Origin of the sequence: Vibrio maerlii (assembly GCF_003415655.1) — a bacterium.
Classification (GTDB): Bacteria; Pseudomonadota; Gammaproteobacteria; order Enterobacterales; family Vibrionaceae; genus Vibrio; species Vibrio maerlii.
The window spans coordinates 137,907-161,388 of sequence record NZ_QRHC01000004.1 but is presented as its reverse complement, the minus strand read 5'-3'; the positions used below and the strand labels follow the sequence as shown (position 1 = coordinate 161,388).

Below are 23,482 nucleotides of genomic sequence, written 5' to 3'. Positions count from 1 at the left end.
GATTTTCTTCTGCTTCAAGGCTCTAGATTTGAATCTCAATTTGAGAATTAAACACCAAAAGAAATTAAACCTAAATATATCAATAGCTTATAACTGGCACTTGGTTTGCTCTTATCTATTAAGAAAGAAATCAAAGTCAGTTTAAAGGTTAGGTTTATGAACAGCACACCAAGATCTGTGACACAAAGTGAAAGGGATAAGAACAAAGATACTCTTCAAGAAAAGAAGAACATTTTGTTTGTTCATTATGGCGACCAATGGCTCAGAGGAAGCGAGGTTTGCCTCATCAACCTTATGAGCTCTCTCAGTGCACAGTTTCACCCTATCTTGTGGACCAACAATCAACCTCTACACAAGAAAGCCGAATCGCTAAACATCAAGAGCTACTATGAGCCGTTCTCCCTCCTATTTGGCTGGAATACTCCCAAGTTTGATTGCTATTCGACAATACGCCTGGTGCGCCGTACCAAACAAATCATTGACTCAGAAAGCATCGACCTCATTCATGTGAATAGTGCAGCGCCTAACCAATGGGTCTCTATCGCGGCACATGCAAAACGTATCCCTTACTTTACACAGTTACACTGTCACTACAATCTACGAGATCGTTTGTCATTACTTCTTCACTTGAGCCCTAAGATCGTAGGTGTCAGCAACGCAGTGAGCCAGAGTCTTATCAATGAGGGCTTTCCAACGAAACAGCTATCAACAATCTACAACGGTATTCCAACCCAAAACAAATCAAAACTCTCAATCAGAGAGAAACTTGAGATTAAAGATGATCATCCTATCTTGATCAGTGTAGGTTCCCTAATTCATCGTAAAGGCTTCGATAGACTCATCAATGCAGTCAATGTCTTAGCTAAAAAGGGTACCTCTACTCATCTTGTTATCATTGGTGAAGGAACAGAGCGGCCTCAACTTGAAGCTCAGATAGCATCAGAAAGACTTGAGAAATATGTACATCTTGTAGGCGAACAATCCAAAGTTTCGGAGTGGCTACAAGGAGGTGCAACTATGTTTGTAAGTGGAGCCAGAAGCGAAGCATTTGGACTGGTACTCGTTGAAGCAGCCATGGCTCACTTACCCATCGTTGCACCTTCCGTTGGAGGTATACCCGAGGTTGTCTGTCATAACCAAACCGGATTGCTATTCGACAATGACAAACAGCTTGTAACCTCCATTCAGCAACTTCTCGATAACGCTGATTTTAGCAAAACACTGGCTTATTACGCCCACAAGAAAGCCTTAGCTTGCTTCACTTTGAAAGCAAACAGCAACTCGATGGAACATGAGTATCTTGAGTTACTCAATTCAAAACTAACCGTCCACCAGCCTAGACATACCCAGCTCTTGCTCTGTTTTTCGTCTGCACTAAGACCACTAAAGACGTTTATTAACAAGCATATCATCGAGAAGCATCTAGCCCCCTCGATTGGCCATCGCAAGGAGTCTATCTAATGAATAAAAACGCATGTATTGTATTCGATCCTATCCCTTTCGAGGGCGGCTCTAAAGTTGCAACTCGACATATGCTTGAAGTTTCCGGTGAGACAAGATTTCATATTCTGACAAGTGACACCAAAAGTTGGAATAAATGGCTTGATAGAGCGCCAACCAAGCGAAGTGTAGTTTTGATTCACAGCTTGTTGTGCCCACAATTTCTGATTAAACAATCGTCAGGTTGGGGCTACTGGGTAAAACAGATAGTACTTATGCTTAATATCGTTGGCTTATGGTTGAAGCTCTCGAGTCGGTCCCAATTTAACTCGACATCAAAACGTATCGTTTCACTAAACACCTTACTATTAATTTCAGGGCCAGGTGTCGACCTTGCTGGTTATTTGTTTTCTGCACTCACCCGTAAAATTCTCTCCATCAAAATAATTCAGTGTATTCATGGGCCAGTGTTCGGCAGTCGCGTTGTCAGTTGGTGTCTAAAACAGGGACATCAAACTTTTTACCTTCCCTCTTCAAAATCAAGTATCAACACACTTTTGTCTAAACAAAAGGATAAGGACTTGCCAGAGTATTTCGTTCCATTCACTAATGGGATCCCTGAGTCACATTGGCCTTCCGTTAGAAACTCAGACTCCAATAATTTCAGCACTCTGAAACTTTTTTGGGCAGCATCTTTATTGAAATGGAAAGGTTTAGACTTGCTGATACAAGCGCATCACCTCACATCAAAGCAAACGCTGTTAAGCACTTCTGTTTGTTATATCAAACCTCAGAATAGTTATGTTGAGCAATCAGAAGCACCTCAGTTAGTGAGAGACATTAAATGGTTCGAAGAGCCGGAAAACCTGGATGAGATCCGAGCAAACTGCGATGTTTTTGTTTCAACTTCTCATTCAGAACCTTTTGGGCTTTCTGTCTTAGAATCAATGGCAGCAGGTCTTTTGGTTGTCATTCCACGAGATGGTGCCTATTGGGATAAAACACTCACCGACCATCAGAACTGCGTTAAGTATGTACCAAACGACGTAGAGTCATTAGCCAAAGCTTTAGTTGAAATAGCGCAACACAGAGATCAATATCAATCCATTGCTCGTCATGGGTATAAGCTTGCGAAAACGTATACAGCAAAACGCTGCTACCAACAGATAAAATTAGCTCTCGAAGGCAGTGAAGAATCAACAGAATCAGAATCAGAAACGAAAGCAATAGGTACAGAAACCAGCGATGAACGAGGTGCTGCATGAAGCTTTCAGCACTCAAAGACATTGCCTCTTACGGGTTTGCGATATGCATAATGAAAGGAACGTCCTTGCTAATGCTACCTATAATCACTCGCTATTTAAGCCCTGAGGATTATGGACAACTAGAGCTCATTACCGTCTCTAGTACCTTCATATCGCTTATTATTTCATGCTCCCTGCACGAAGCTCTCTATCGTTTTGCCAACGATGGTGAAGATAAAAAAACTTGTGCCAAACAAAAAGCTAACCAGTTATTTAGCTTATCATTGTTGACGTCAACCGCTCTCATCACTCTGTTAATCATCGCTTTTGGTCTCCTGGATATGTGGGGGAACTCACTTCCCTATCATATTGAGTCACAGCAAATCGCGATTGTTCTTTTGTCACTCATTATCAGCGGGTCACTCGCGATAGGAATGGCTTGGATGAGAATGCAAGACCACGTTACCGCATTTACCAAGTTATCTATCTTTACCACACTGTTCCAAGCGCTTCTGGTCATCACTTTACTAGAGTGCAACTATGGCGTGACAAGCATGCTTCTTGCGGGTCTGGTTACTCACATCGTTCAGTGGATATGGGTATACAAGTTATCAAATCTAAAACTCGTTGTTCCCACTTCTCGTTTTTCAATTAAGTCTATGCGCTACGCGATTCCAATGACAGCTTCGGCAGTCGTTGCATTTGGACTTAACGGAGCAGAAAGATGGTTGGTTCTATCAAGCTCTGATCTAGAGACATTAGGTCAGTACGCTATCGCGGCTAAGTTTGCATTAGCCACCTGCATATTGGTTCAACCTTTTGGTATGTGGTGGATGCCCAAGCGGTTTGCCATTTTGCAACAGGACAAACGCAATGCGGCATTTATCTCAACTCTCGGCGTCATGTATGTTTGTGCACTCATTATTGTCGTTGGGTCTTTGAGCCAATTTGCATTACCTATTCTGCTTGACGCTCAATATCAACAGACGAGTTTGTTTATTCTGGGTGCTCTATTTATGGTGCTAGGCAAAGAAGTCACTGAACTGGTTAATCTTGGGCTTTTAGTTAAGCAACGCACTCAAGAACTGTTTAAAATCAATCTAATTACAACAATTGTAGGGCTATGCTGTTGTGCGTTATTGATTTCCTATGGAATTTGGGGAGTCATGATATCTATTGGTTGTGCCCAACTTGGAAAAACCATCTGGGTATATCACACCAGCCAAGCATGCATTCCTATCTTTAAATCATCTAAGCCTTTTATCTTTTCAATTTCTATCACATTAGTTTGCCTAAGTGGTCTGTATTTTGCTCCATCTGTTCTTGAAGCACACACAAATAGCGCAGTAGCAATGATCGGAGTTACCAGCGTATCACTCACGCTACTTTTATTGGCTATTTACCATCTTTTTAAAGAGAACCAATTGGTTTCTCATTTTGAGAATCAACATTCAAGGTGCTGCTAGGGCAATACAGTAAAAAGGTGATTGAATGAGTAGTCCCATCCAACAAAGCATGACCGCAACTCATCGAATGAACAGATCCAGTTTGTTCATTATCGTTGCTGTGTGTTTTCTGGTGTTTGTTGGTTGGTACTTTGTTCCTCACCCTGTTGTTGGGTTAGCTATAGCCCTGCTACCAATTGCTATTATCGCCACGATCAGGATGCTTTTTTGGCTAATCTTACTGTTCGTTGTGTTCTCATTCTTTCGTATCCACGAAGTCATACCTCAGTTGATGCCCTTCAAGTTACCCTTACTTTTTTCATTAGGCGCGCTTGCTTCAATATGCTGGCACTTAATGATCAGTCGTACCTTGAAGCTTGTTTGGCACCCTGCAATGAAGTGGCTATTGCTATTCTGGCTTGTCGTTATATTAAGCGTTGTGTTTGCTTCTAACCGTGGTGTAGCGATCCATTCGTTTAAAGGCATTTATTGGAAGATCATGATTATGACACTTGCAATAATATGGGTTGTGAATCGAAAGGAATACTTAGCTAAGACATGTTGGACCATCGTGTTAGCAGGGGCATTAGTCAGTATTGTCGCTCTTTACAACTCCGCGATGGGCATAGGGCTTGTTGAGGGAAGCCGCGTCACTATCGGTCGCGCGATTGGTTCAATGCTCGGTGACCCAAATGATTTAGCATTGGTGCTTCTATTCCCAATGGGCTTTAGCATTAGTTTGCTTTTCAGTTCTAACCTTCATGGCGTTAAGAGGCTGTTCGCCGGATTAATATCCTTTATGCTTATAGCCGCCATCATTGCAACACAGAGCCGTGGTGGGCTGTTAGGTATGGTGGCAGTATGCGGATACTTCCTCTCTCAAGTTGTTCGCTCAAAATCACTGTTAGCATTGGCTGGTGCAATAGGTTTGTTGGTTCTCTATATCGCAGCGGGGATTTCAGATCGCGCTTCAGGCGGAGCTGCCGAAGCAGGTATTGATGCATCCGCAATGGGACGACTATACGCATGGGAAGCAGCCTTCAAGATGGCACTAGACAATCCTCTCTTTGGCGTAGGACTGAACAACTTTTATTTCAACTACTTTTTCTATAGCCCACACTGGGATGGACTAAATCATGCGGTACACAGCACTTGGTTTGGCGTCTTAGCTGAGACGGGGTTCTTAGGGCTCATGCTATTTCTTGCGTTGATCGTGTCGTTACTCCGCACTGCTCAACGCTCGATTAAGGTTTTAACTCAAACCGATATTCATCCAACAATAAAGAGCACTTCACCCAATAACTCAAAAAAATCCGCTCCGTACGAAACACACGGCTACTTGCTCTCAATGGCAAAAGCAGTTCTTGCAGGTTTACTAGGCACTGTTGTTTCTGGCACCTTCCTAACACAAGGGTTCGTATGGCCTATTTATATCCTGGCAGCGCTAATTATTTGCGTAGCAAAAATTACTCAGAACGATTCTCAAAATGAGAAATAGAAACAGAACAAACCTAAACATCTGATTTTAATAAAAATAAAATCTGGCACAAACCATGTAATAACCCTGTTAGACATCCTCATTTTAGGAGCGGGGCTATGCAAAGTAATCTCTCATATAAATCAAAAACCTCTCGTTTTAACGTTCACCAATTTAAGATTTGGCTGAAGCAAAGTGACTCTCAGTTTGCAAAAACACTTTTTAAGTTACTGAAAGCGATTTTAGTGTGTGATATTCGCTTTCCTCGTCTAATCAACGTGCTGCTGTATCGAACGCTCACGCTATTCCGTGATAGCTTTGAATTTGTGTCCCGCGTGTTGTTCATCACTCCCGCCTTTAGAGGCCGGTGTATTCACTCAGGCAAACAGTTATTACTTTATGGTGGCCTACCCTTCATATCCGGACCTTTGAATATCTCAGTTGGAAACCGCTGCCGAATATCTGGACATACGACTTTCTCAGCAAGCAACCATACTCCCACCCCGCTGCTAAAAATAGGTAACAACGTTGGGATCGGTTGGCAAACCACGATAGCAGTAGGCACAGAGGTCCACATCGAAGACAACGTTCGAATCGCGGGACGTAGCAACCTATTTGGCTATTCTGGTCATCCAATAGATGCACAGCGTCGTGCAAACGGTGAACCTGATGATATGGAGCAAATCGGTGCTATTCACCTAAAACGCGATTGCTGGTTAGGAACCAACGTCATCGTCAAGTCGGGTGTCACGATTGGAGAAGGAAGCATTATTGCAGCGGGGAGCGTTGTAACTCGTGACATTCCACCCTTCAGTATCGCTGCAGGCAACCCTGCAAAAGTCATCAAAAGCATCAAGGCAAACCAAGACGATTCGTTACAAAGCAAGGAGGCTTACCATGCGTGATCTTATTGTATTTGGTGAAGATTTTGGCGGTCTGCCATCAAGCACACAACACATCGTCAGATATTTAAGCCATAGCCGTAAAGTGCTATGGGTAAACTCCATAGGATTGCGCCGACCTAAGCTTTGCAAAAAAGATCTACTCCGAGTAGTAAACAAGCTATCGGGAAGATCCGCTGCGAACTACAGCAATAAAGAGTCGTTATCACAGGAAGAACAAATCACTGTCGCCAACATCCGTACTTTTCCAGCACCGAAATACACTTGGGAAAGACAACTGGCGAAAACGGTAATGTCTCACCAACTTCGTCCGTTGATTGACTCATTAGAACTTAATGACCCTATATTGTGGACATCGCTACCTACGGCAGCAGATTTATGCGGAGAGCTGAGCGAAAGCAAAGTTGTGTATTACTGTGGGGACGACTTTGGTGCTCTCGCTGGTGTCGATCACGACACCGTTCTTCAGCATGAAGAAAAACTCACAGAAAAGTCAGATCTTATCTTGGTCGCTAGCGACAAAATGCAAGACAAGTTTCCTAAATTGAAAACCCAAATGGTAAGACACGGCGTTGATTATCGCCTATTTTCAACGCCCGCAGATATCGCGACAGATCTACCGCAAGGTAAGCCCATTGTTGGATTTTACGGCAGTTTATCTGAATGGCTAGATATCGACCTTATCGCTTCGGTCGCTCAGAGAATGCAAAACTGGAACTTCGTGTTCATAGGACCGCAAGAGAAGCCTGTCCCAGAGCTCGAATCCTTACACAATGTACACTTGTTAGGCCCTAGACCTCATCACCTTCTGCCCCGCTACTCTCAACATTGGGACATGAGTTGGTTACCGTTCAAAGATAACGCTCAGATACGAGCTTGTAGCCCATTAAAACTCATGGAATACATCGCAGCGGGAACACCTATCGCGGCAACGCCTTTCAATGCGGCTAATCCATACCTAAATCAAATCAACCTAGTAAATAGCAGTGAAGACATGATCCAGCTACTGAATCATCCTTCTGAATGGAATCATCCTCAGCCTGTAACCGTTGCTGATGAAAGTTGGCAGCAGCGTGCGCAGTTTGTGAGTTGGCTATTGGAGTTACTATGAATAATCAAAATAATCGTCAGTTGAAAGAGCGTTTTGTAAGCATCATTTTGGCTGCTTGGAGACGCCGCTGGATCATCGCATTACCAATGTTGCTTTTACCTATTATCGCGCTGTTTGTGTCTAAGGTCACACCTACGACTTACAAAGCTCACACCAGCATGTTGATTCAAGAAACCGCGAAAATGAACCCATTTTTGCAAGATATTGCGGTTTCAACCATGCTCAACGATCGTTTGAATGCGATCCAAACTTTATTAAAAAGTCGCCACGTCTTGGGGATGGTTGCCGAAGAGTTAGGCCTAATTGACGATCAAAACCCTAACAGTGAGAGAGAAAAAGTCATCGCTTCGATTGCTTCTCAATTAAAGGTTCAGCAAATCGGTAAAGATCTGCTCAAGATCGAATACTCTTCGTCAAACCCGGATGGTATGAAAGAGTTGCTAGAATCGGTGAGTCGTCATTTTATCGAGCAAATTCTTGCCCCTGAACGTTCATCGATTACCGACTCTAGCGAGTTCCTTAACCAACACATTGAAAAGCGTCTAATTTCACTTCAAGAGTCTGAAGAGAACTTAGCGAAGTACACCAATGAACACACCACGTTAACACCAGAGCTGCAATCACAAACCTACGCTCGACTTGCAACACTTAAACAAAGCCTTGCTGAAAAACAAGCTGAGCTATCGGGTGTGGAGCGCAGCTTAGGTTCTTTAGACCAACAGCTTTCACAAACCAACCCAGTTGTTGGTCGCATTGAAGATCAGATTATTGAAACTCGCAGTGAGTTAACACTACTGCAAGCAAAATACACCAATAATCATAGTGCGGTACAAGCAAAACAACGTGAGCTAAAAAGACTAGAAGCCGAACGAGAAACGCTGCTGGCATCAAACCAGCCTAACCTAAACGCTGATCAACTTTGGGATATGGCGAGTAGCCAGCAACTGAGCGCCAACAATGCGATTCAACCATTGTTGATGACGCAACTTGCTTCACTGCAGCAAGAACGTGGACGATATGAATCACTCAAGGAAGAAACGAATCGCCTTGGCAAAATGATCACGGAGCTAGAGGTCAAAGCACATAGCTTCGGTGATCATGTGAAAGAGATCTTTCGCCTGCAGCGCAATGTAGAGATGAAACGTCAGCTTTACGAAGAGCTGCTGCAGCGTTATGAGATGGCGCAGTTGACCGGGTCACTTGGCAGATTTGAAGAGAGTAAACGTGTCAAAGTGATTGATCTACCGTATACGCCAACTCGCCCTTCAAACCTACCTACCATTATTTTTATCATCGCTGGCATTTTTGGTGGATGCGCTTTAGGCATTGGCCTGGCGATTATTTTAGAGTTCTTTGATTCTACAATTCGCAATGCGCAAGATATTGCGAACATCACTGATATTCCTATTTTGACGACACTGCCTAGATTTCAAACAGAGTCCACTCAAATTGATTCTCAAATTAAGTAAATTCGAGGAAAAATAACAAAAACGCTAATAAACAATAACTTAAAACTGGCACAACTCATGCTACTTCATAGATAGTCTTAGATAGGGAGAGATCAATATGAACAAGCAAAGAGTCATCCATGTTGTGCAGCACCTTTCTCCAGGTGGGCTTGAGAGCCTGGTACTAGACATAGTTCAGTTCTCTCAGTCCAACACTCTGATTGTCAGCCTAGAAGGCACCAAAGACGAGGCCCTAGCGAAATGGCCTAAACTTAATCAATACAAAAACAAGTTATCGTTTTTAAACAAGCAACCGGGTGTGCAACTGCCTTTACTTGTGACCCTGCACAAGGTGTTTAAGACTCTGCAACCGGATGTAGTACACACACATCACATTGGGCCATTACTCTACGCAGGATTTGCAGCAAAAACCGCTGGTGTCGCTCATTGCATCCACACTGAGCACGATGCGTGGCATTTACATAGTCTGAAACGTCGCGCCTTGGAATCTGCTGCTCTCAAGCTTGTACGCCCTCATCTGGTTGCTGATGCCAAACAAGTTGGTCGAGAAGTACAGCGGTTCTTCCCAAGTCAGAACGTCAAAACCATTCTCAATGGCATCGATACTCAACGATTCGTTGAAGGTCATAAATCGGATGCGAGAGCTTGTTTTGGCTTACCACAACACGCAACGATCATAGGTAGCGCGGGTCGACTAGAGCACGTCAAAGGCCACGACGTTCTTATCTCAGCGCTCATGCTACTACCTAAAACCACACATCTGGCTATCGCCGGAGATGGCTCCCAATTTCTAACATTGAGAAAGCAAGTTGATAAGCTCAACCTGAGCGAGCGAGTACATTTTGTCGGCCGTGTCGACCAAGTCGAACGTTTCTATCAAGCGCTCGATATCTTCTGCCTCCCTTCACGCAATGAAGGTTATCCATTAACTGCATTAGAAGCGCAAGCATGTGGTATTCCAACGGCCGTCACCAACGTTGGCTCGTCACACGAAACCTTGTGTCCTCATACAGGAATGCTTATCAAAGCCAACAATATTCCAGACATGGCTATCTGCTTACAGAGAATGATGACTCAAATTCAACAGAATACGCCTTCGCCACGCACGTTTGTCTGCGCTCACAATGATATCCGTGACATGGTCACTACTTACGAACAACTGGTGTGCTCGCAGCCTGCCATTTTTGCCTAGAGGGGTATCGTTATGACGAGTTTACAAATCACACTTATCTCGGTCTTTGCTGTCTGCTGTGTATTAGTGATCTACCATCATGTCGGATACCCAATGCTACTAAAACACTTTATGAAGCAAGGTCAATCCGATAGCCGCGCATCGACTTCTACACTGAACAAGGTACGTCACTATCCATCTGTGACCATCGTAATACCTGCCTACAATGAAGCGCGTTGGATTGCAGACAAACTTCGCAATTGTGCGATGCTCGACTACCCTCGCAATAAGCTCAGTGTTCAACTGCATTGCGATGGTTGTACTGACGACACAGCGAAAATTGCTCGCGAGACAATTCAAGAAGCGATTTGTGCAGACACGCTGTTTGAGGTTATTGAGCACTCAGAGAATCGCGGTAAAGTGCAAACCATCAACGCGGCAATGAATGATGCATCTAACGAGTTAACCGTGTTTACCGATGTTTCTGCATTGATATCGATGGATGCACTAAAAATTGCGGCAGTGCATTTTGAGAATGAAAAAGTAGGCGTGGTAAACGGTCAGTACTCTCTACTAGAGGCAGCAACAGAAGGTGAAGACGCTTACTGGCAATATCAAAGTAAAATCAAACAAGCTGAAGCATCCCTTGCAACCACAATTGGCTCTCACGGCGCGTTCTATATCTTCAGAACCCACCTGTTTCAACCTTTAGATACGAACACCATCAACGACGACTTTATCTTGCCGATGAAAATCGTGGAGCAAGGCTATCTTTCTGACTACGACGACAAGGTTATTGCAACTGAGCTAGAGCCTACACCAATCAAAGCTGACTTCGCACGTCGCCTTCGCATCTCAGCAGGCAATATGCAACAAGTGATCATCTTGATTTCATTGTTTAGCCCAAGGTTCAAAACCATCGCATTTGCTTTTGCGTCAGGTAAAGGCCTGCGCCTATTCACCCCTTACCTACTCATCGCAGCATTTATCAGCAGCTTTCTTCTGAGAGATATTTGGCTGTTCGAAATCGCAATGTATGGACAAGTTTTTTTATATTGCCTCGCGATTCTAACCACCAGCCTTGGGACACACATCGCCTTTAAACCTGTCCAACTTTTCAACTACTTAATTATCGGCCACACGGCAAACCTAATTGGGGGACTTAAGTATCTTCTAACCAGACACGCCTAATAGAGCTTTTAAGTAACCAATTTAAAAATATAGAGAAGGAATCCACTATGTATACACTAGCTAAACCAAACCATGCAATCTGCCAGTGCAAGCGTTTCTTCGATGTTTCAGGTGCCATCGTCGGGTTAATGATTTTGATGCCAATCTTACCATTCATTATTTTGGCTATCCTAATCAGCTCTCCTGGCCCCATCTTTTACAAACAACTTCGTGTGGGTAAATCTACACCGCAAGAAATGATGCTATTCGAGATTATAAAGTTTCGGACCATGTACCAAGATGCTGAAGCTCGTTCTGGTGCAACATGGGCAACGGAAAACGACCCTCGTATTACGCCGGTTGGCCGTTTCCTTAGAAAAACTCGCTTGGATGAACTTCCGCAACTTATTAATGTACTAAAAGGCGAGATGTCCCTCATCGGCCCGCGCCCAGAACGCCCTTACTTTTATCAAAAGCTAGAACAAGAAATCCCATTCTTTGCTGATCGCACTTATGGTGTACTTCCTGGGATTACAGGACTCGCTCAGGTAAACCAAGGCTATGACACATCTATCGAGGATGTGCGTCGTAAAGTTGGGTTTGATCATAGTTATGCTTTGTCTCACCACTCTTTCGCTGCTTGGTTCACCACTGACCTTATGATCACCGTAAAAACACTGGTGGTAATGGTGGACGGTCGAGGGCAATAAACCTTGCGCGAACTGAAAGAGAGGGGGATAGCAAGACAAGACTTACTATCCCCTTTCCACATCTATTATTTTTAACAACTTCCAAGATTCCATTCTCAAATAAGCAAGAATCCCTTCTCAATTTGAGAAACGCTTTTCCTACAATCGCAAAATGACACAAAACTTCATCAAATCAGGCACTTAAAAATGGCACAGGAATTGAAACACTTCTGATATTCAACAATGAACAAGGAAGATTCAAATGGTTTTCTCTGATTCTGAACATAAACGCGTTAAACCAACACTTGCCTTAAGCTGCCTTGCTATTGGACTGTTAATGCAAAGTAATAATGCTCAGGCAACCCCTTTTGATACATGCCCTAGTAAAGCCTATTTGTTCCAATCAAAGCCTGTTCAAGTCTATGGTGTAAACCTAGTAACGGGTCAAACAGCGCTCCTTCAAGGCGATACAGGTACAGACAACAATATTAACGGCGTTGGTTTCGACTTCGATAGCCGTTATATCTATGGCTATGACACGGACGCCAAAAAAATTGTGCGCTTGGGTAAAGATTTTAAGGTTGAGGACATCAACACATCTGGCTTACCTAGCGGTTATACCTTCTTCGTCGGTGATGTTTTTGAGAAGCACTATTACTTATACCGCCAAGGAGAGGGGCTGTTCAAGATAAACCTCACTCCACTTGACGATGATCCAGAAGCTGTTTTAGACGTTGTAAAAGTCAGTGACATTGCAAACATCAGCCTTACAGACTTTGCCTTCCATCCACAAACGAAACACCTTTATGGTATTGATAATGGCAGTGGTTACCTATACCAATTCGACACCAATACTGGAGCCGTTACTCAAATTGGTGATACTGGCGAGAAAGGCACATTCGGCGCGGGTTATTTTGACGTAAATGGCTATTATTACGTATCTCGTAACCAAGACGGCTTTATTTATCGGGTTGACCTGTCGAGTCAAACCAACATTGATGAAGGCAACGTGGCCGCAGTTAAGTTCGCAGAAGGCCCAAGCTCTTCTAAAAATGATGGTGCTCGCTGTGCTAATGCTCCCGTTATCGATGAAGATTCAAATATCGATTTTGGTGACGCGCCAGAGACCTACAAAACCACACTTGCTGCTAACGGCCCGCGACATGCGATAGATGGGGTCACTTACATCGGTGACCTAGTGCCCGATGGTGAGCAAGATGGTTTGATTGCACCTTTGAGTGATAATACAACCGGTATCAACGACGAAGACGGTATTGGTTTCGTGACCGCTATCGAGCCTGGTCTAGATTCAATCATTACTGTGAACGCCTCCACCCAAGGTTATCTAACCGCATGGTTTGACTGGAACCAAGATGGTGACTTTGACGACGAAGGCGAGCATGTGATTCAAGATACCATCCTCAATGCAGGACAAAACCAAGTCATATTTACTGTCGACTATGGCGCACAAACCGGTATGACTTGGAGTCGCTTCCGCTTTAGTACTCAAACTGGGCTTTCTCCATATGGCGGTGCACTGAATGGTGAGGTTGAGGATCACCAAATCACCGTCACGGGGGGTGGCATTACTGTTCGACATTTCCCGAGTGAGACAGGCTACGCGACCCTCGCTTACGAAGACAATTGGCCATACACCGCTGACTATGACATGAACGACGTTGTTATTCACTACCGCGTCACTGAAATCCTGAAACAAGGTTCAGTGAAGAAGTCTTATGTTCAAGGTCGATTAGCGGCATACGGTGCTGACTATCACAACGGTTTTGCGGTTCGTTTGAAAGGGTTAGACCGCGATTCGATTGATACAAGCATTACCCGTCAGCTTCACGATCAAGTAGAACAAGGTGATAGCGGTTTAGAGCTCGATAGCAACGAAGCGATCTTTATTGTTTCGAACGATTTGAGCCACAAGAAAGGCAAAGATTGTCGTTTCTACCGTACCCAAATGCACTGTAAAGAAAATGAGTCATTCACATTTGAACTTCATATTACACTGAACGATGACGCTGATACTTCTTCGTTAATTGATATGCCTTATGACCCATTCATTTTTGCTACACCGGGCTACTACCATGGTGAAGGGCTGCCTCTCCACCCTGGCAGAAGCTGGGAGGTTCATTTAGCCGATTATGCACCGACCGAGAAGTTTAACGGCGATGCAATGTTTAATCTCGGCGTCGATACCAGTGACCCAACAACAGGTCGTTACTTCAAAACACCTAGCAACCTACCTTGGGCACTGCTTGTCACCGATGAATGGCGCTGGCCAACAGAACGAGTCGACCTAGTGAACGCTTATCCTGAGTTCGCAGAATACGCTGAAACGAGCGGACAACAAAAAACCAACTGGCACAAACGTAGCCGAGCGCTAATTGAAAAAATCTACGAGTAGGAAATCCGATATGAATACTACAACACACATCAGCATTACCGCTCTCCTATCATTGATGCTTACTGCCTGTGGCGGTGGAGATGGCGACTCAAGCTCAGGTTCCAGCTCTGGCTCATCTAGCACAGGTTCTAGTGCCTCTAGCACTGGTACAGGGAGTTCGACTTCTACAATCAGCGATAGCGTAAATTCAAGTTCAGATACCGAACCGGCAGCACCTAAGGCTATCACGTTCAGTACCGAGGCTGGTGACCCCGAAGTTGATGTTTATGCTCTACCTCAGCGCTCAATGGACGATTTACAAGTTCAAGATGACTTTAGTTACGACCCGACTAAACCACTGACCGTCAACATCGATATTAGCGGATTAAGCACTGGGAGGGCTTTCTTATCAATCTATTCCGACTTCGTACAATATGACGATGGTAGTTATGCAGCGGATACCAGCTCTAAAGTGGCATCATTGAGCCTAGACAGCGGAACAGGCAGCGTGGATGTTGTTTCATCCGACCAGCACGAAGTGTTCCTTGCTGAGGTCTGGTTTTACGATGGGACAGCGCCCTACCAAGCAACCATTTCTTATGCAAATAGCGATGTAATTTACTAGATCGTGAACAGCAATCAACTAAAACAGGAGGCGTGATGCCTCCTGTTCCTCAATTCCTTTACTATCCCGATTAGTTCGCAACAATGAACATCAATTCTACGCGACGATTACACGCTTTACCCGATGGAGAAGCGTTTGAGCACGAAGGTGAGGTCGCTCCATAGCCTCGAGTGTAAATAGTATTTGCACTGACATTATTGCTCACCAAGGTCGTTTTTACTTGGTCTGCACGCTTCTCTGAAAGTCCATCGTTTAATCGATTTGAACCCGTGTTGTCCGTGTGACCTTCAATAACCACATCAATATATCGTTGGTAAGCCAAGAAACTGCTAATTTGATTTAACCATTGTTGAGAAGACGGTTTTACTCTCGCTGAGCCCGTATCGAATTGAATTCGATGCTTTAGACGTACCATGATGTGATTGCCAGGTAGTACTTCATAATCGATACCACGATTCAGCAAGAAAGACTCAAGTGAATCATAAGAATGAGTTCGATATTGACCACGAGAACCTTGAACGTTCGCTGTTGTTTGAACTGTAGATTTCGCAGGACCATAACCCCACTCAGGATACATCACTTCGTGTTCGCTCTTAGGAGCAACATCCAGTAAATCACCATCCAGAGTCAACATCTTTGCATAGTCATCGCTGCTTGCACATCCTGTCATTAATGCGGCTAATGCTAGTGGGATCAGTTTTTTCATGCTCAATATCCAATCGTGAACGCTTCTTGAAAACTGTATCGGCCGCAACGCAAATTCTTTAGTCGAAAATTCACACTTTTTTTCCAATTAACATGAATAAGCATTTAGCTTTGTGCGTGCAACGAGTAAACTCACTGGCAGTTAAAACAAAAGTGTAATCAATCAATGTTCAAAAAAATCTTAGCGCCTTTGATGGCGATTTTAACTGCCCTTGTTCTTGCTGGTTGTGGGGATAACACACCTAAAGAAGGGACTCATTATAAGAAAGTACCCGTCGACCTATCTGAGTACAACATGTCGCCAATTACGGAAGTATTTTCTTTAACTTGCGGCCACTGCCGTAGCATGGAAAAAGTGATACCAGAGCTAGAAACCTTAACAGGTGAGTCCATCGATAAGCTCCACGTTACCTTTAACAAGAATGCGCACATCGCGGCAATGATCTACTACACGGCGGTTATGCAGCTAGATGGAAAGCCGACACCTGAAATGATGGAAGAGCTTTTTGCTGCTATTCAAATGCAACAGGACGATACTTCTATCACGACTCAGCAAGAAATGATCAGCAATGTCTTTGATGCAGCAGGCCTTACGAACCCTTACAAAATCGACACTGAGATGCAGGAAGAACTATTTAAAATGGTCGACCAAGCAAAAGAGATCTCAACTCGAGCGCAAATCAACGCAGTGCCAACTTTTGTCATCAATGGCAAATACGAAATCATTACTTCAGGCCATACAGACGTTGCTTCGATGGCTGAGACTATGACGTTCTTGCTCAACAAATAAATTTGTCCTAACTCAATCAATACAAGGAAGACTAAGTGTCTAAGTTTCTATTTCCACTCATTATTTTTGCTCTAGCGGCATTTTTCATCTACCGCACATGGAACAACCACAAAGCTGCCGATGTAAACTTCGCAGCAGGGCAAGCATTCTTGCAAGAAAACGGTGAGCGCGATGGTGTGATCACAACAGAAAGTGGCCTTCAGTATGAATACCTTACTCGTGGTAATGGTACGCTTCACCCAACAGCAACAAGCCGCGTAAAAGTCCACTATCACGGTACACTGATTGACGGCACTGTTTTCGATAGCTCAGTTGAACGAAACGAACCCATTGCATTTGGCCTAAATCAAGTAATCAAAGGCTGGCAAGAAGGTGTTCAATATATGGTTGAGGGCGACAAAATCCGTCTATTCGTACCGAGTACAATGGCTTATGGCAAAGGTGGTACAGGTCCTATCCCACCATCTGCAACACTTATTTTTGATATCGAATTGTTAGAAATTCAATAATCAAACGCTATAAAGTACAAAGCCCGCGAGTCATCACCGCGGGCTTTTTCTTTTTCATTACCCAAGTTAATAATTGGAGTTGTAGCTTCAAGTATGAAGGGGGGATCTAATCTATTGCCACATAACGAGTACAGCAGCAATCGCAATTAAAACCAATGCCAAAAGATCTTTAGTTTTGATCTTCTCTTTGAGCCAGAACACTGAAATCAACATGGTAAAGAAGACTTCAACCTGCCCTAATGTTTTAACATACGGAACTGCTTGTAGTGACATGGCGCTAAACCAACCAAGAGAGCCAACAAAACTCGCAACACTGGTCATAAAAACCAATTTGGGTTTCGCAAACATCTGTTTCAAGGTCGCTCGGTCTTTCACCGCCAAATAGGACACTAGCAATGCGGTCTGCATGCTAATAACAATCAACAGCACCCATGCCGCTCGATGCGGAAATGGTAGGTCCAGTGTTAAACTTGCTTCACGAATCCACAATGAAGTCAGTGCAAATGCAGTACTGCATGCTAAACCAATCGCGGCCGTTTTCAGAGATACACTTCTTACACCATTTGGGCAACTTAAGAGAAATACCGCTACAGCCCCGACAAAGACCCCAGTCCAACCAATAAAAGTCAATGTCGTCCCAAAAAACAACACACCGAGAAAAGCCGAAACAGGTGCCTCACTTTTTGCCAGCCCAGCTCCAACAGCAAAGTTTTTTTGCTTGAAGAGGACCACCATCAAGGCTGTAGCAACAATCTGCATGATTGAAGCACCAATCAGGAAGAAGTAAGAATAGACAGTAAAGGTTGGCATAGATACCGGCTGATACCAATACAGTGCAGCCAGGTAAACAACAGCAAACGGACTTGCCCATAGAAAACGTGCAAGAGTCACGCCTGTTACGTTGAGGTCTTTGCTCAAACGACTCTGAAATGCATTTCGCCACGATTGACTAAACGCTGCTAGCAAAGTAAATAGTATCCAAGCCACGAGGTTCCCTTTCGCTTTGTAATTTCTTTAGTTAAATCACAATAACAAACTGACCATGAATAAACACCTCCAAAGGGTAAGAGTATCTAATTTTCATAGGCATATACTCACTCACCTACTCTTTATCCTTGAATTGACATTATGTCTAGAAAGCCAGATCGTTCCTCCGCTCTGAAAATGATCATCGAGCAAGTTAAACTTGAACTTCCCTTATATGAGGAAGACACATTTGTCTGTGGGCCAGACAACACCTGTATTGGTTGTCCAAAGAAGTTGCTAGAGTTGGTCGATACAGAGGTCACATACTGGGAATCAGCGCTATCGCGAGGAATAGTTCCAGATTTCGATGAAATTCGACGCTTTGGCAAATTGTGCACGAATGTAAGGCGAGGATTAGTGCGTAATAATTGGATTGATGCGTAATACTTAAGCTAGAGCGTAACAAGAGTGTGAGCTCGCCATACAATCGAATGACAAGCTCAAACGAGAGTGCTTATTGATTCATAAACCCTTGTTTATTCAGGTACTCCAGTACTGATTGAGAAAAATCTTGGTGTGATGACTGAGTGTATTTCAACTTAGTGTAGATCTGCGCCAAGTTCTCCACGTCAGACTCTTCAATCATTTTGCGAAGTTCAGGGTACGCCATATAACGGTTCCAACCTGCTTCCTCACGGTCTGCGTAAATCGCCTTAATCTGCTCATCACTATGATCTTGATACGTTTCTTGGTGAACCAACCCCTCTATCGGAAGTCGATCACGAATCTCAGGGTTTTCTGAAGGGTAACCCAATGAATAGCCAACAACAGGTACCACGCCTTCAGGTAAATTTAAAATTTCACCAACCTGATCACAATTAGCTAGCGTTGAACCCATATAACAAAGGCCTAACCCTTTCGCTTCTGCTGCAAGTGCAACATTTTGCGAAACAAGCGTCGCGTCGATGGCTGCGATCATGAAACTCATAAAGTTGTCGAAGTTCATTGGCGCATCACTTAGCTCTAACCATTTTCTCATGCGACGAAAATCAGCGCAGAAGGTTAATAGGACTGGTGCATCGACGACCATAGATTGTTCCATATGAGGTTTGAAAAGCTTCTCACGCAGCGCTTGATCTTTGGTCACTATAATTGAGTAAGACTGCATGTTACCCGAAGAAGAAGCTCGGATACCGGCTTGAAGGATCTCATCGAGAACTTCTTGTGGGATAGGGTCTGAGTGATATTGACGAATAGAGCGATGTGAATGAAGGGCTTGTAGAACGTCCATGAATACCTCTAATTGACTCAAATTGAGTATTAATTCCATTTAGCATTCAAATTTAAAGCATGCCGTCCTTCAAATAAAGGTGCGTTTAAAGATTCGTGATAAGCACCCAACAAAAAAGCCGTGAGCACATCCTTCATGAAGGTAAATGCTCACGGCCTTTATTCGCTTATTCAAGTTCTTATGAATAACGAGCTCTCGCCGCCTCTTCCTTCGACACGATCGTTTTTCCAATTGGTGCCAATGAAATCGCCGCCAACTTTAAGTGTTGCAGAGCAAAAGGAATACCAATGATCGTTACGAAACATGCAACTGCCGACAATATATGACCGATAGCCAACCAAACACCGGCTAATACAAACCAGATTACGTTACCAATCAGGCCGAATGGACTGGTACCGATATCCATCTCACCTTTTAGCTCATCACGGGATATCGCTTCTTGCCCAAACGGAAAGAAGGAGAAGTTGCCCATAACAAAGCAAGCACGCCCCCACGGAATACCAATAATACTGATAAATGCAAGTAGGCCGAAGAACCACCACATAAGCCCCATCACGACACCGCCAAACAGGAACCAGATAATATTGCCTAGTGTTCTCATCTCTTACCTCAAAAAACCTATTACTCAAATCAAATAACGTTGAAGTTATTCATAATACCCAAGTATGACGCTATGTATATGAATAGGTTATGAACAAACTAAGTTTTCATAAGGGATCGACGTATCCAAAGCAGAGATAACACAATAATACTAGTACCAAGAGAACCACCGCCTCCGCCACTATCCGAAGAAGACGTCATGGAAACACCGCTTAAGAACGCTTCCCTATCAAAGTCATCGACCACTATTTTGGGTTGTTCGATGCCGGACAACACTCTTTGAATCCAGTTACGATAGTCATGTATCTCGGTAAACACAGACGTTGCCCCAATGCCTAAGTCTGGGTCTCCACACTGAGTGTTAGGGCCGAAACTCGTTAAGCCAACTTGGACTTGTGTCGCACCATTGAACCAATATAAAGGCCCACCAGAATCTCCTTGACAGGTGGCGTTCTCCAATCCGGTTACAAAGCTAATTGCTCCTTCCATACATAGGTTTTGCTCAGTCGTCACACTGTAGTTACATTCATTGTTAAGAACATATGAGAGATTAGCTTGCTGTAGCGAGTCAGAGCTACTGACGCCACTTCTGGCGTTACCGTGCCCCACAGCAATAAAGGTTTCACTATCGCTTCGATAAGTAAAATCCTGGCCTGCAACTGGCAGAGTTAAATAGTCAGTAGCTTGGACTGAAGTAAGGCTCGATTCCAACTTTAAGATAGCAATATCATCTCTTAAAGTATCGTCATTGTACGTGGACGGGTAATAAAGCTCTACGACCCTCATTTTTTCAGCGATTCGATCGGGGAAATCGGATTTATTCTGCAGTTGAGGAACGACCACAGTAAAAAGCTGGGAGCGTCTGTCACTATAAAAGCAATGAGCAGCTGTGAGAATGTGCTGGGCATCAAGGAGCGTTGCGCCACAATATGGAGCAACACTATAACGGCCATCAAACTCAATCTGGTCAATAATCAAACTGACAATCGATGGGTATGTCGTCACACTGGCATCATTACCATTGACTATCTGTACCGATATGTCGTTGTTTGCCATTGAGTAAGAAGCAGCACAGGCTAGAGACAGAGTTAACCACTTTTTCACTATCTACGTCCGCTCGTAATTTAATCTAGAGGTTACTACGTATTTCATCAATAAATGATCTTTAATAATCATCGTTCACAGACACGAAAAAAGCTAGGTCAAAGTATCGACCTAGCTTTTTGAAGAGTGTCTTTAACGAGTTATCCGCGTTATCAACTAACCTCGATAGTAGCGCTGAGGTACGAATGGCATTTTCTCAACAGTCATAGGTAATTTCTTACCACGGACCTCAGCGAATAGCTCTGTACCAATCGCAGCTAAGTCGGTTCGTACATAAGCCATAGAAACAGGCTTACCCGCATTTGGTCCTGCAGTACCAGAGGTAACGACACCCACTTTGTTATCTTCAGCATCGAAGAGTTCTGCGCCTTCACGTACTGGAGCTTTGGTTTGACCAACCAAACCTACGCGTTTGCGTTGTACGTCTTTTGTTTCAATCTGTTTAAGAATGATATCAGCACCTGGGAAGCCACCAGCACGTTCACCATCTGCACGACGAACTTTCTGAATACCCCACAGCAAGCTTGCCTCCACTGGCGTCGTCGTCGTATCAAGGTCATGGCCATATAAGCACAAGCCACACTCCAAACGTAGAGAATCGCGAGCACCTAGGCCGATCCATTCCACTTCGTCTTCCGAAGTCAGCGCTTGAGCTAATTCTGCCGCTTTGTCCGATGGCACTGAAATTTCGTAGCCGTCTTCACCAGTGTAACCACTGCGACTTACAATACATTCAACACCTAAGATTTCGGTTTTTACCACATCCATAAACACAAACTCGGAAACTTGTGGCTGGAAACGAGCTAGGACTTCTGCTGCTTTAGGACCTTGAAGCGCAAGTAATGCTCTGTCTTCAATCACTTCAAGCTCAACGCCTGCTGGAAGGTTTGCATTCAGGTGAGCAATATCCTGATCTTTACAAGCCGCATTAACAACCACAAACAGATGGTCATCAAGATTTGCAACCATAAGGTCATCCATAATGCCACCTTCGTCATTGGTGAAAAAGGCATAACGCTGCTTACCAGTACCAAGGTCGATAATATCAACAGGTACCAATGACTCTAAGAACTGAGCTGCACCTTCACCAATTAAACGTAGTTGCCCCATGTGCGATACATCAAACAGACCTGCTGCTTCACGTGTGTGTAAGTGCTCTTTTTTTACGCCCAGCTTGTATTGTACTGGCATATCATAGCCAGCAAATGGCACCATCTTTGCGCCCGCTTCTACATGCAGATCGAATAACGGCGTCTTGAGCAACGGTTGAGTCATTGGTTTTCTCCTTAAATATACTTAACTGACCTTCGTTGAGCTCAGGTCGTGACCTACAGAAATTGCTAGTGAAGCAGATTCCTGAGGCCTGATTTCTAGTTGTTCTTAAACTTCTATTCTTAAAACTTCTACTAACTGTTCTTTGAAACGTTACATTTGTTAACTGCTGGAAGTTTCTTATTGGAAACGTATCAATAAACAGATGGTTTTCGTTTGTATTCCGTTCAGCCAGCAAATCTATCGCTGATTATTGTTAAAAATTTGAGTGAGTTCACGAAAGTAAAGCTATCGAGTTTATTTCGCCGTTACCCACAGGATAAGTGCATCATCATCGCTGGTTGAGGTAAGCATATGCCCCATACTCGCGTCGTAATAAACACTGTCACCTTCGGTTAAATCGAGCGGCTCGTAAAACTCAGTAAACAAGGTAACGCTGCCTTCAAGAATCAAAAGAAACTCTTCGCCATCGTGTCTCACCCAATCCGAGTAGTCTTCGAAACAACGAGCTCGAACTTTACTTTTGAATGGCATCATTTTTTTATTAGTCATTTGCGATGCTAGCAGCTCATGCTCATAAGTTGGCGTTGGGTGCGGTCGACCTTCGCCTTTGCGAGTTAAGTCTCGACGGCCTGTTGCTACGTTTTCTCTAGGTGGTTCAAAGAGTTGCGGCATGTCTATTTGTAGACCCGTCGCGAGTTTCTGCATTGCTTGGAATGTAGGGGAGATCTGTTCGTTCTCGATTTTGGAGAGCGTTGAACGTGCTAAACCAGTTCGTTGACTTGCTTCTTCTAAAGTAAGGTTGAGAGAGAGACGTATTTCTTTGAGTCTTTGCCCAAGCTTGAGTGGCGCGATATTTTCTTCGCGTGACTCCTTTTGGAGAGTCAGAGATGGGTACTCGTCAAATATATCTTCAGCCATGGTGCCTGCTCCAACATCCTGTCATTTCTCGGTCAAATTTCCGCTCTAGCTTCCAATTCAAAAGCAACGGAAGGCTATTCTGCCCAAACTCAATCACATTGACAGAGAAATCAAAATTAAGTTTCCCAATCTGTGATTCAAGTTTCCTATAGGAAATTTTTGTTTGATTGTTTATACCACAAGCGTTAT

General features: G+C 43.9%; 22 protein-coding genes. 15 read left to right on the top strand and 7 right to left on the bottom strand.

The features are described from left to right. Nucleotides 1-156: 156 nt before the first annotated feature. The 12 genes from DPF91_RS08220 (at nucleotide 157) to DPF91_RS08165 (ending at nucleotide 15,135) form a co-directional block, all read left to right on the top strand. The gene (locus DPF91_RS08220) at nucleotides 157-1,461 is read left to right on the top strand and encodes a glycosyltransferase (RefSeq protein WP_117233931.1); all 1,305 of its coding nucleotides are present in this window, start codon (nucleotides 157-159) and stop codon (nucleotides 1,459-1,461) included. After that, entirely contained in the window at nucleotides 1,461-2,705 is a 1,245-nt protein-coding gene (locus DPF91_RS08215) for a glycosyltransferase family 4 protein (RefSeq protein WP_117233930.1), read from the top strand. The genes DPF91_RS08220 and DPF91_RS08215 overlap by 1 nt, the downstream gene beginning before the upstream one ends. Beyond that, nucleotides 2,702-4,150 carry a lipopolysaccharide biosynthesis protein gene (locus DPF91_RS08210; protein WP_117233929.1) on the top strand — a complete coding sequence of 483 codons (1,449 nt, stop codon included), beginning with the start codon at nucleotides 2,702-2,704 and terminating at the stop codon, nucleotides 4,148-4,150. The genes DPF91_RS08215 and DPF91_RS08210 overlap by 4 nt, the downstream gene beginning before the upstream one ends. A 25-nt stretch (nucleotides 4,151-4,175) precedes the next feature. After that, nucleotides 4,176-5,627, top strand: coding sequence for an O-antigen ligase family protein (locus tag DPF91_RS08205; RefSeq protein WP_420855584.1), 1,452 nt, complete (start codon nucleotides 4,176-4,178; stop codon nucleotides 5,625-5,627). A gap of 98 nt (nucleotides 5,628-5,725) precedes the next feature. Beyond that, complete coding sequence (locus DPF91_RS08200; protein ID WP_117233928.1) at nucleotides 5,726-6,511, top strand: acyltransferase; 786 nt, start codon at nucleotides 5,726-5,728, stop codon at nucleotides 6,509-6,511. Next, on the top strand, nucleotides 6,504-7,619 hold the full coding sequence (locus DPF91_RS08195; protein WP_117233927.1) for a glycosyltransferase: 1,116 nt from the start codon (nucleotides 6,504-6,506) through the stop codon (nucleotides 7,617-7,619). Before DPF91_RS08200 ends, DPF91_RS08195 begins: the two co-directional genes overlap by 8 nt. Beyond that, nucleotides 7,616-9,088 (top strand): GumC family protein, encoded by a 1,473-nt coding sequence (locus DPF91_RS08190; RefSeq protein ID WP_117233926.1) that lies wholly within the window; start codon nucleotides 7,616-7,618, stop codon nucleotides 9,086-9,088. Before DPF91_RS08195 ends, DPF91_RS08190 begins: the two co-directional genes overlap by 4 nt. 97 nt (nucleotides 9,089-9,185) lie before the next feature. After that, nucleotides 9,186-10,280, top strand: a complete 1,095-nt coding sequence (locus DPF91_RS08185) for a glycosyltransferase (protein WP_117233925.1) — start codon at nucleotides 9,186-9,188, stop codon at nucleotides 10,278-10,280. A 12-nt stretch (nucleotides 10,281-10,292) separates the two neighbouring features. Continuing rightward, on the top strand, nucleotides 10,293-11,450 hold the full coding sequence (locus tag DPF91_RS08180; protein WP_117233924.1) for a glycosyltransferase family 2 protein: 1,158 nt from the start codon (nucleotides 10,293-10,295) through the stop codon (nucleotides 11,448-11,450). Between the two features lie 47 nt (nucleotides 11,451-11,497). Then, the gene (locus tag DPF91_RS08175) at nucleotides 11,498-12,139 is read left to right on the top strand and encodes a sugar transferase (protein ID WP_117233923.1); all 642 of its coding nucleotides are present in this window, start codon (nucleotides 11,498-11,500) and stop codon (nucleotides 12,137-12,139) included. A 241-nt stretch (nucleotides 12,140-12,380) separates the two neighbouring features. Further along, complete coding sequence (locus tag DPF91_RS08170) at nucleotides 12,381-14,531, top strand: LruC domain-containing protein (protein ID WP_420855583.1); 2,151 nt, start codon at nucleotides 12,381-12,383, stop codon at nucleotides 14,529-14,531. A gap of 10 nt (nucleotides 14,532-14,541) precedes the next feature. After that, nucleotides 14,542-15,135 (top strand): hypothetical protein, encoded by a 594-nt coding sequence (locus tag DPF91_RS08165; protein WP_117233922.1) that lies wholly within the window; start codon nucleotides 14,542-14,544, stop codon nucleotides 15,133-15,135. A 70-nt stretch (nucleotides 15,136-15,205) separates the two neighbouring features. Here the strand turns inward: DPF91_RS08165 and DPF91_RS08160 are convergent, their stop codons facing one another. After that, the gene (locus DPF91_RS08160; RefSeq protein ID WP_117233921.1) at nucleotides 15,206-15,841 is read right to left on the bottom strand and encodes an OmpA family protein; all 636 of its coding nucleotides are present in this window, start codon (nucleotides 15,839-15,841) and stop codon (nucleotides 15,206-15,208) included. A 165-nt stretch (nucleotides 15,842-16,006) separates the two neighbouring features. Here DPF91_RS08160 and DPF91_RS08155 point away from each other — a divergent pair, with 165 nt between their 5' ends. Both DPF91_RS08155 and DPF91_RS08150 read left to right on the top strand, forming a co-directional pair. Continuing rightward, nucleotides 16,007-16,630, top strand: a complete 624-nt coding sequence (locus DPF91_RS08155; RefSeq protein WP_117233920.1) for a thiol:disulfide interchange protein DsbA/DsbL — start codon at nucleotides 16,007-16,009, stop codon at nucleotides 16,628-16,630. Nucleotides 16,631-16,665: 35 nt separating this feature from the next. Next, nucleotides 16,666-17,139, top strand: a complete 474-nt coding sequence (locus tag DPF91_RS08150) for a BamJ family beta-barrel-assembly machinery protein (RefSeq protein WP_117233919.1) — start codon at nucleotides 16,666-16,668, stop codon at nucleotides 17,137-17,139. A gap of 111 nt (nucleotides 17,140-17,250) precedes the next feature. Here DPF91_RS08150 and DPF91_RS08145 read toward each other — a convergent pair whose 3' ends face one another. Continuing rightward, complete coding sequence (locus DPF91_RS08145; RefSeq protein WP_117233918.1) at nucleotides 17,251-18,126, bottom strand: DMT family transporter; 876 nt, start codon at nucleotides 18,124-18,126, stop codon at nucleotides 17,251-17,253. A 141-nt stretch (nucleotides 18,127-18,267) separates the two neighbouring features. Here DPF91_RS08145 and DPF91_RS08140 point away from each other — a divergent pair, with 141 nt between their 5' ends. Further along, a complete protein-coding gene (locus tag DPF91_RS08140; RefSeq protein WP_117233917.1) occupies nucleotides 18,268-18,549 on the top strand; it encodes a hypothetical protein in 282 nt (93 codons plus the stop codon). A 70-nt stretch (nucleotides 18,550-18,619) separates the two neighbouring features. Here the strand turns inward: DPF91_RS08140 and DPF91_RS08135 are convergent, their stop codons facing one another. The 5 genes from DPF91_RS08135 to DPF91_RS08115 form a co-directional block, all read right to left on the bottom strand. Continuing rightward, nucleotides 18,620-19,435 (bottom strand): nitroreductase family protein, encoded by an 816-nt coding sequence (locus DPF91_RS08135; RefSeq protein ID WP_241033787.1) that lies wholly within the window; start codon nucleotides 19,433-19,435, stop codon nucleotides 18,620-18,622. 139 nt (nucleotides 19,436-19,574) lie between these two features. Beyond that, nucleotides 19,575-19,997 carry a YccF domain-containing protein gene (locus tag DPF91_RS08130; RefSeq protein ID WP_117233915.1) on the bottom strand — a complete coding sequence of 141 codons (423 nt, stop codon included), beginning with the start codon at nucleotides 19,995-19,997 and terminating at the stop codon, nucleotides 19,575-19,577. Between the two features lie 98 nt (nucleotides 19,998-20,095). Beyond that, nucleotides 20,096-21,103 (bottom strand): S1 family peptidase, encoded by a 1,008-nt coding sequence (locus DPF91_RS08125; RefSeq protein ID WP_420855588.1) that lies wholly within the window; start codon nucleotides 21,101-21,103, stop codon nucleotides 20,096-20,098. Between the two features lie 153 nt (nucleotides 21,104-21,256). Continuing rightward, nucleotides 21,257-22,375 carry a glycine cleavage system aminomethyltransferase GcvT gene (gcvT, locus tag DPF91_RS08120; RefSeq protein ID WP_117233914.1) on the bottom strand — a complete coding sequence of 373 codons (1,119 nt, stop codon included), beginning with the start codon at nucleotides 22,373-22,375 and terminating at the stop codon, nucleotides 21,257-21,259. Nucleotides 22,376-22,669: 294 nt separating this feature from the next. Next, nucleotides 22,670-23,293 (bottom strand): helix-turn-helix domain-containing protein, encoded by a 624-nt coding sequence (locus DPF91_RS08115; protein ID WP_117233913.1) that lies wholly within the window; start codon nucleotides 23,291-23,293, stop codon nucleotides 22,670-22,672. Nucleotides 23,294-23,482 lie beyond the last annotated feature (189 nt).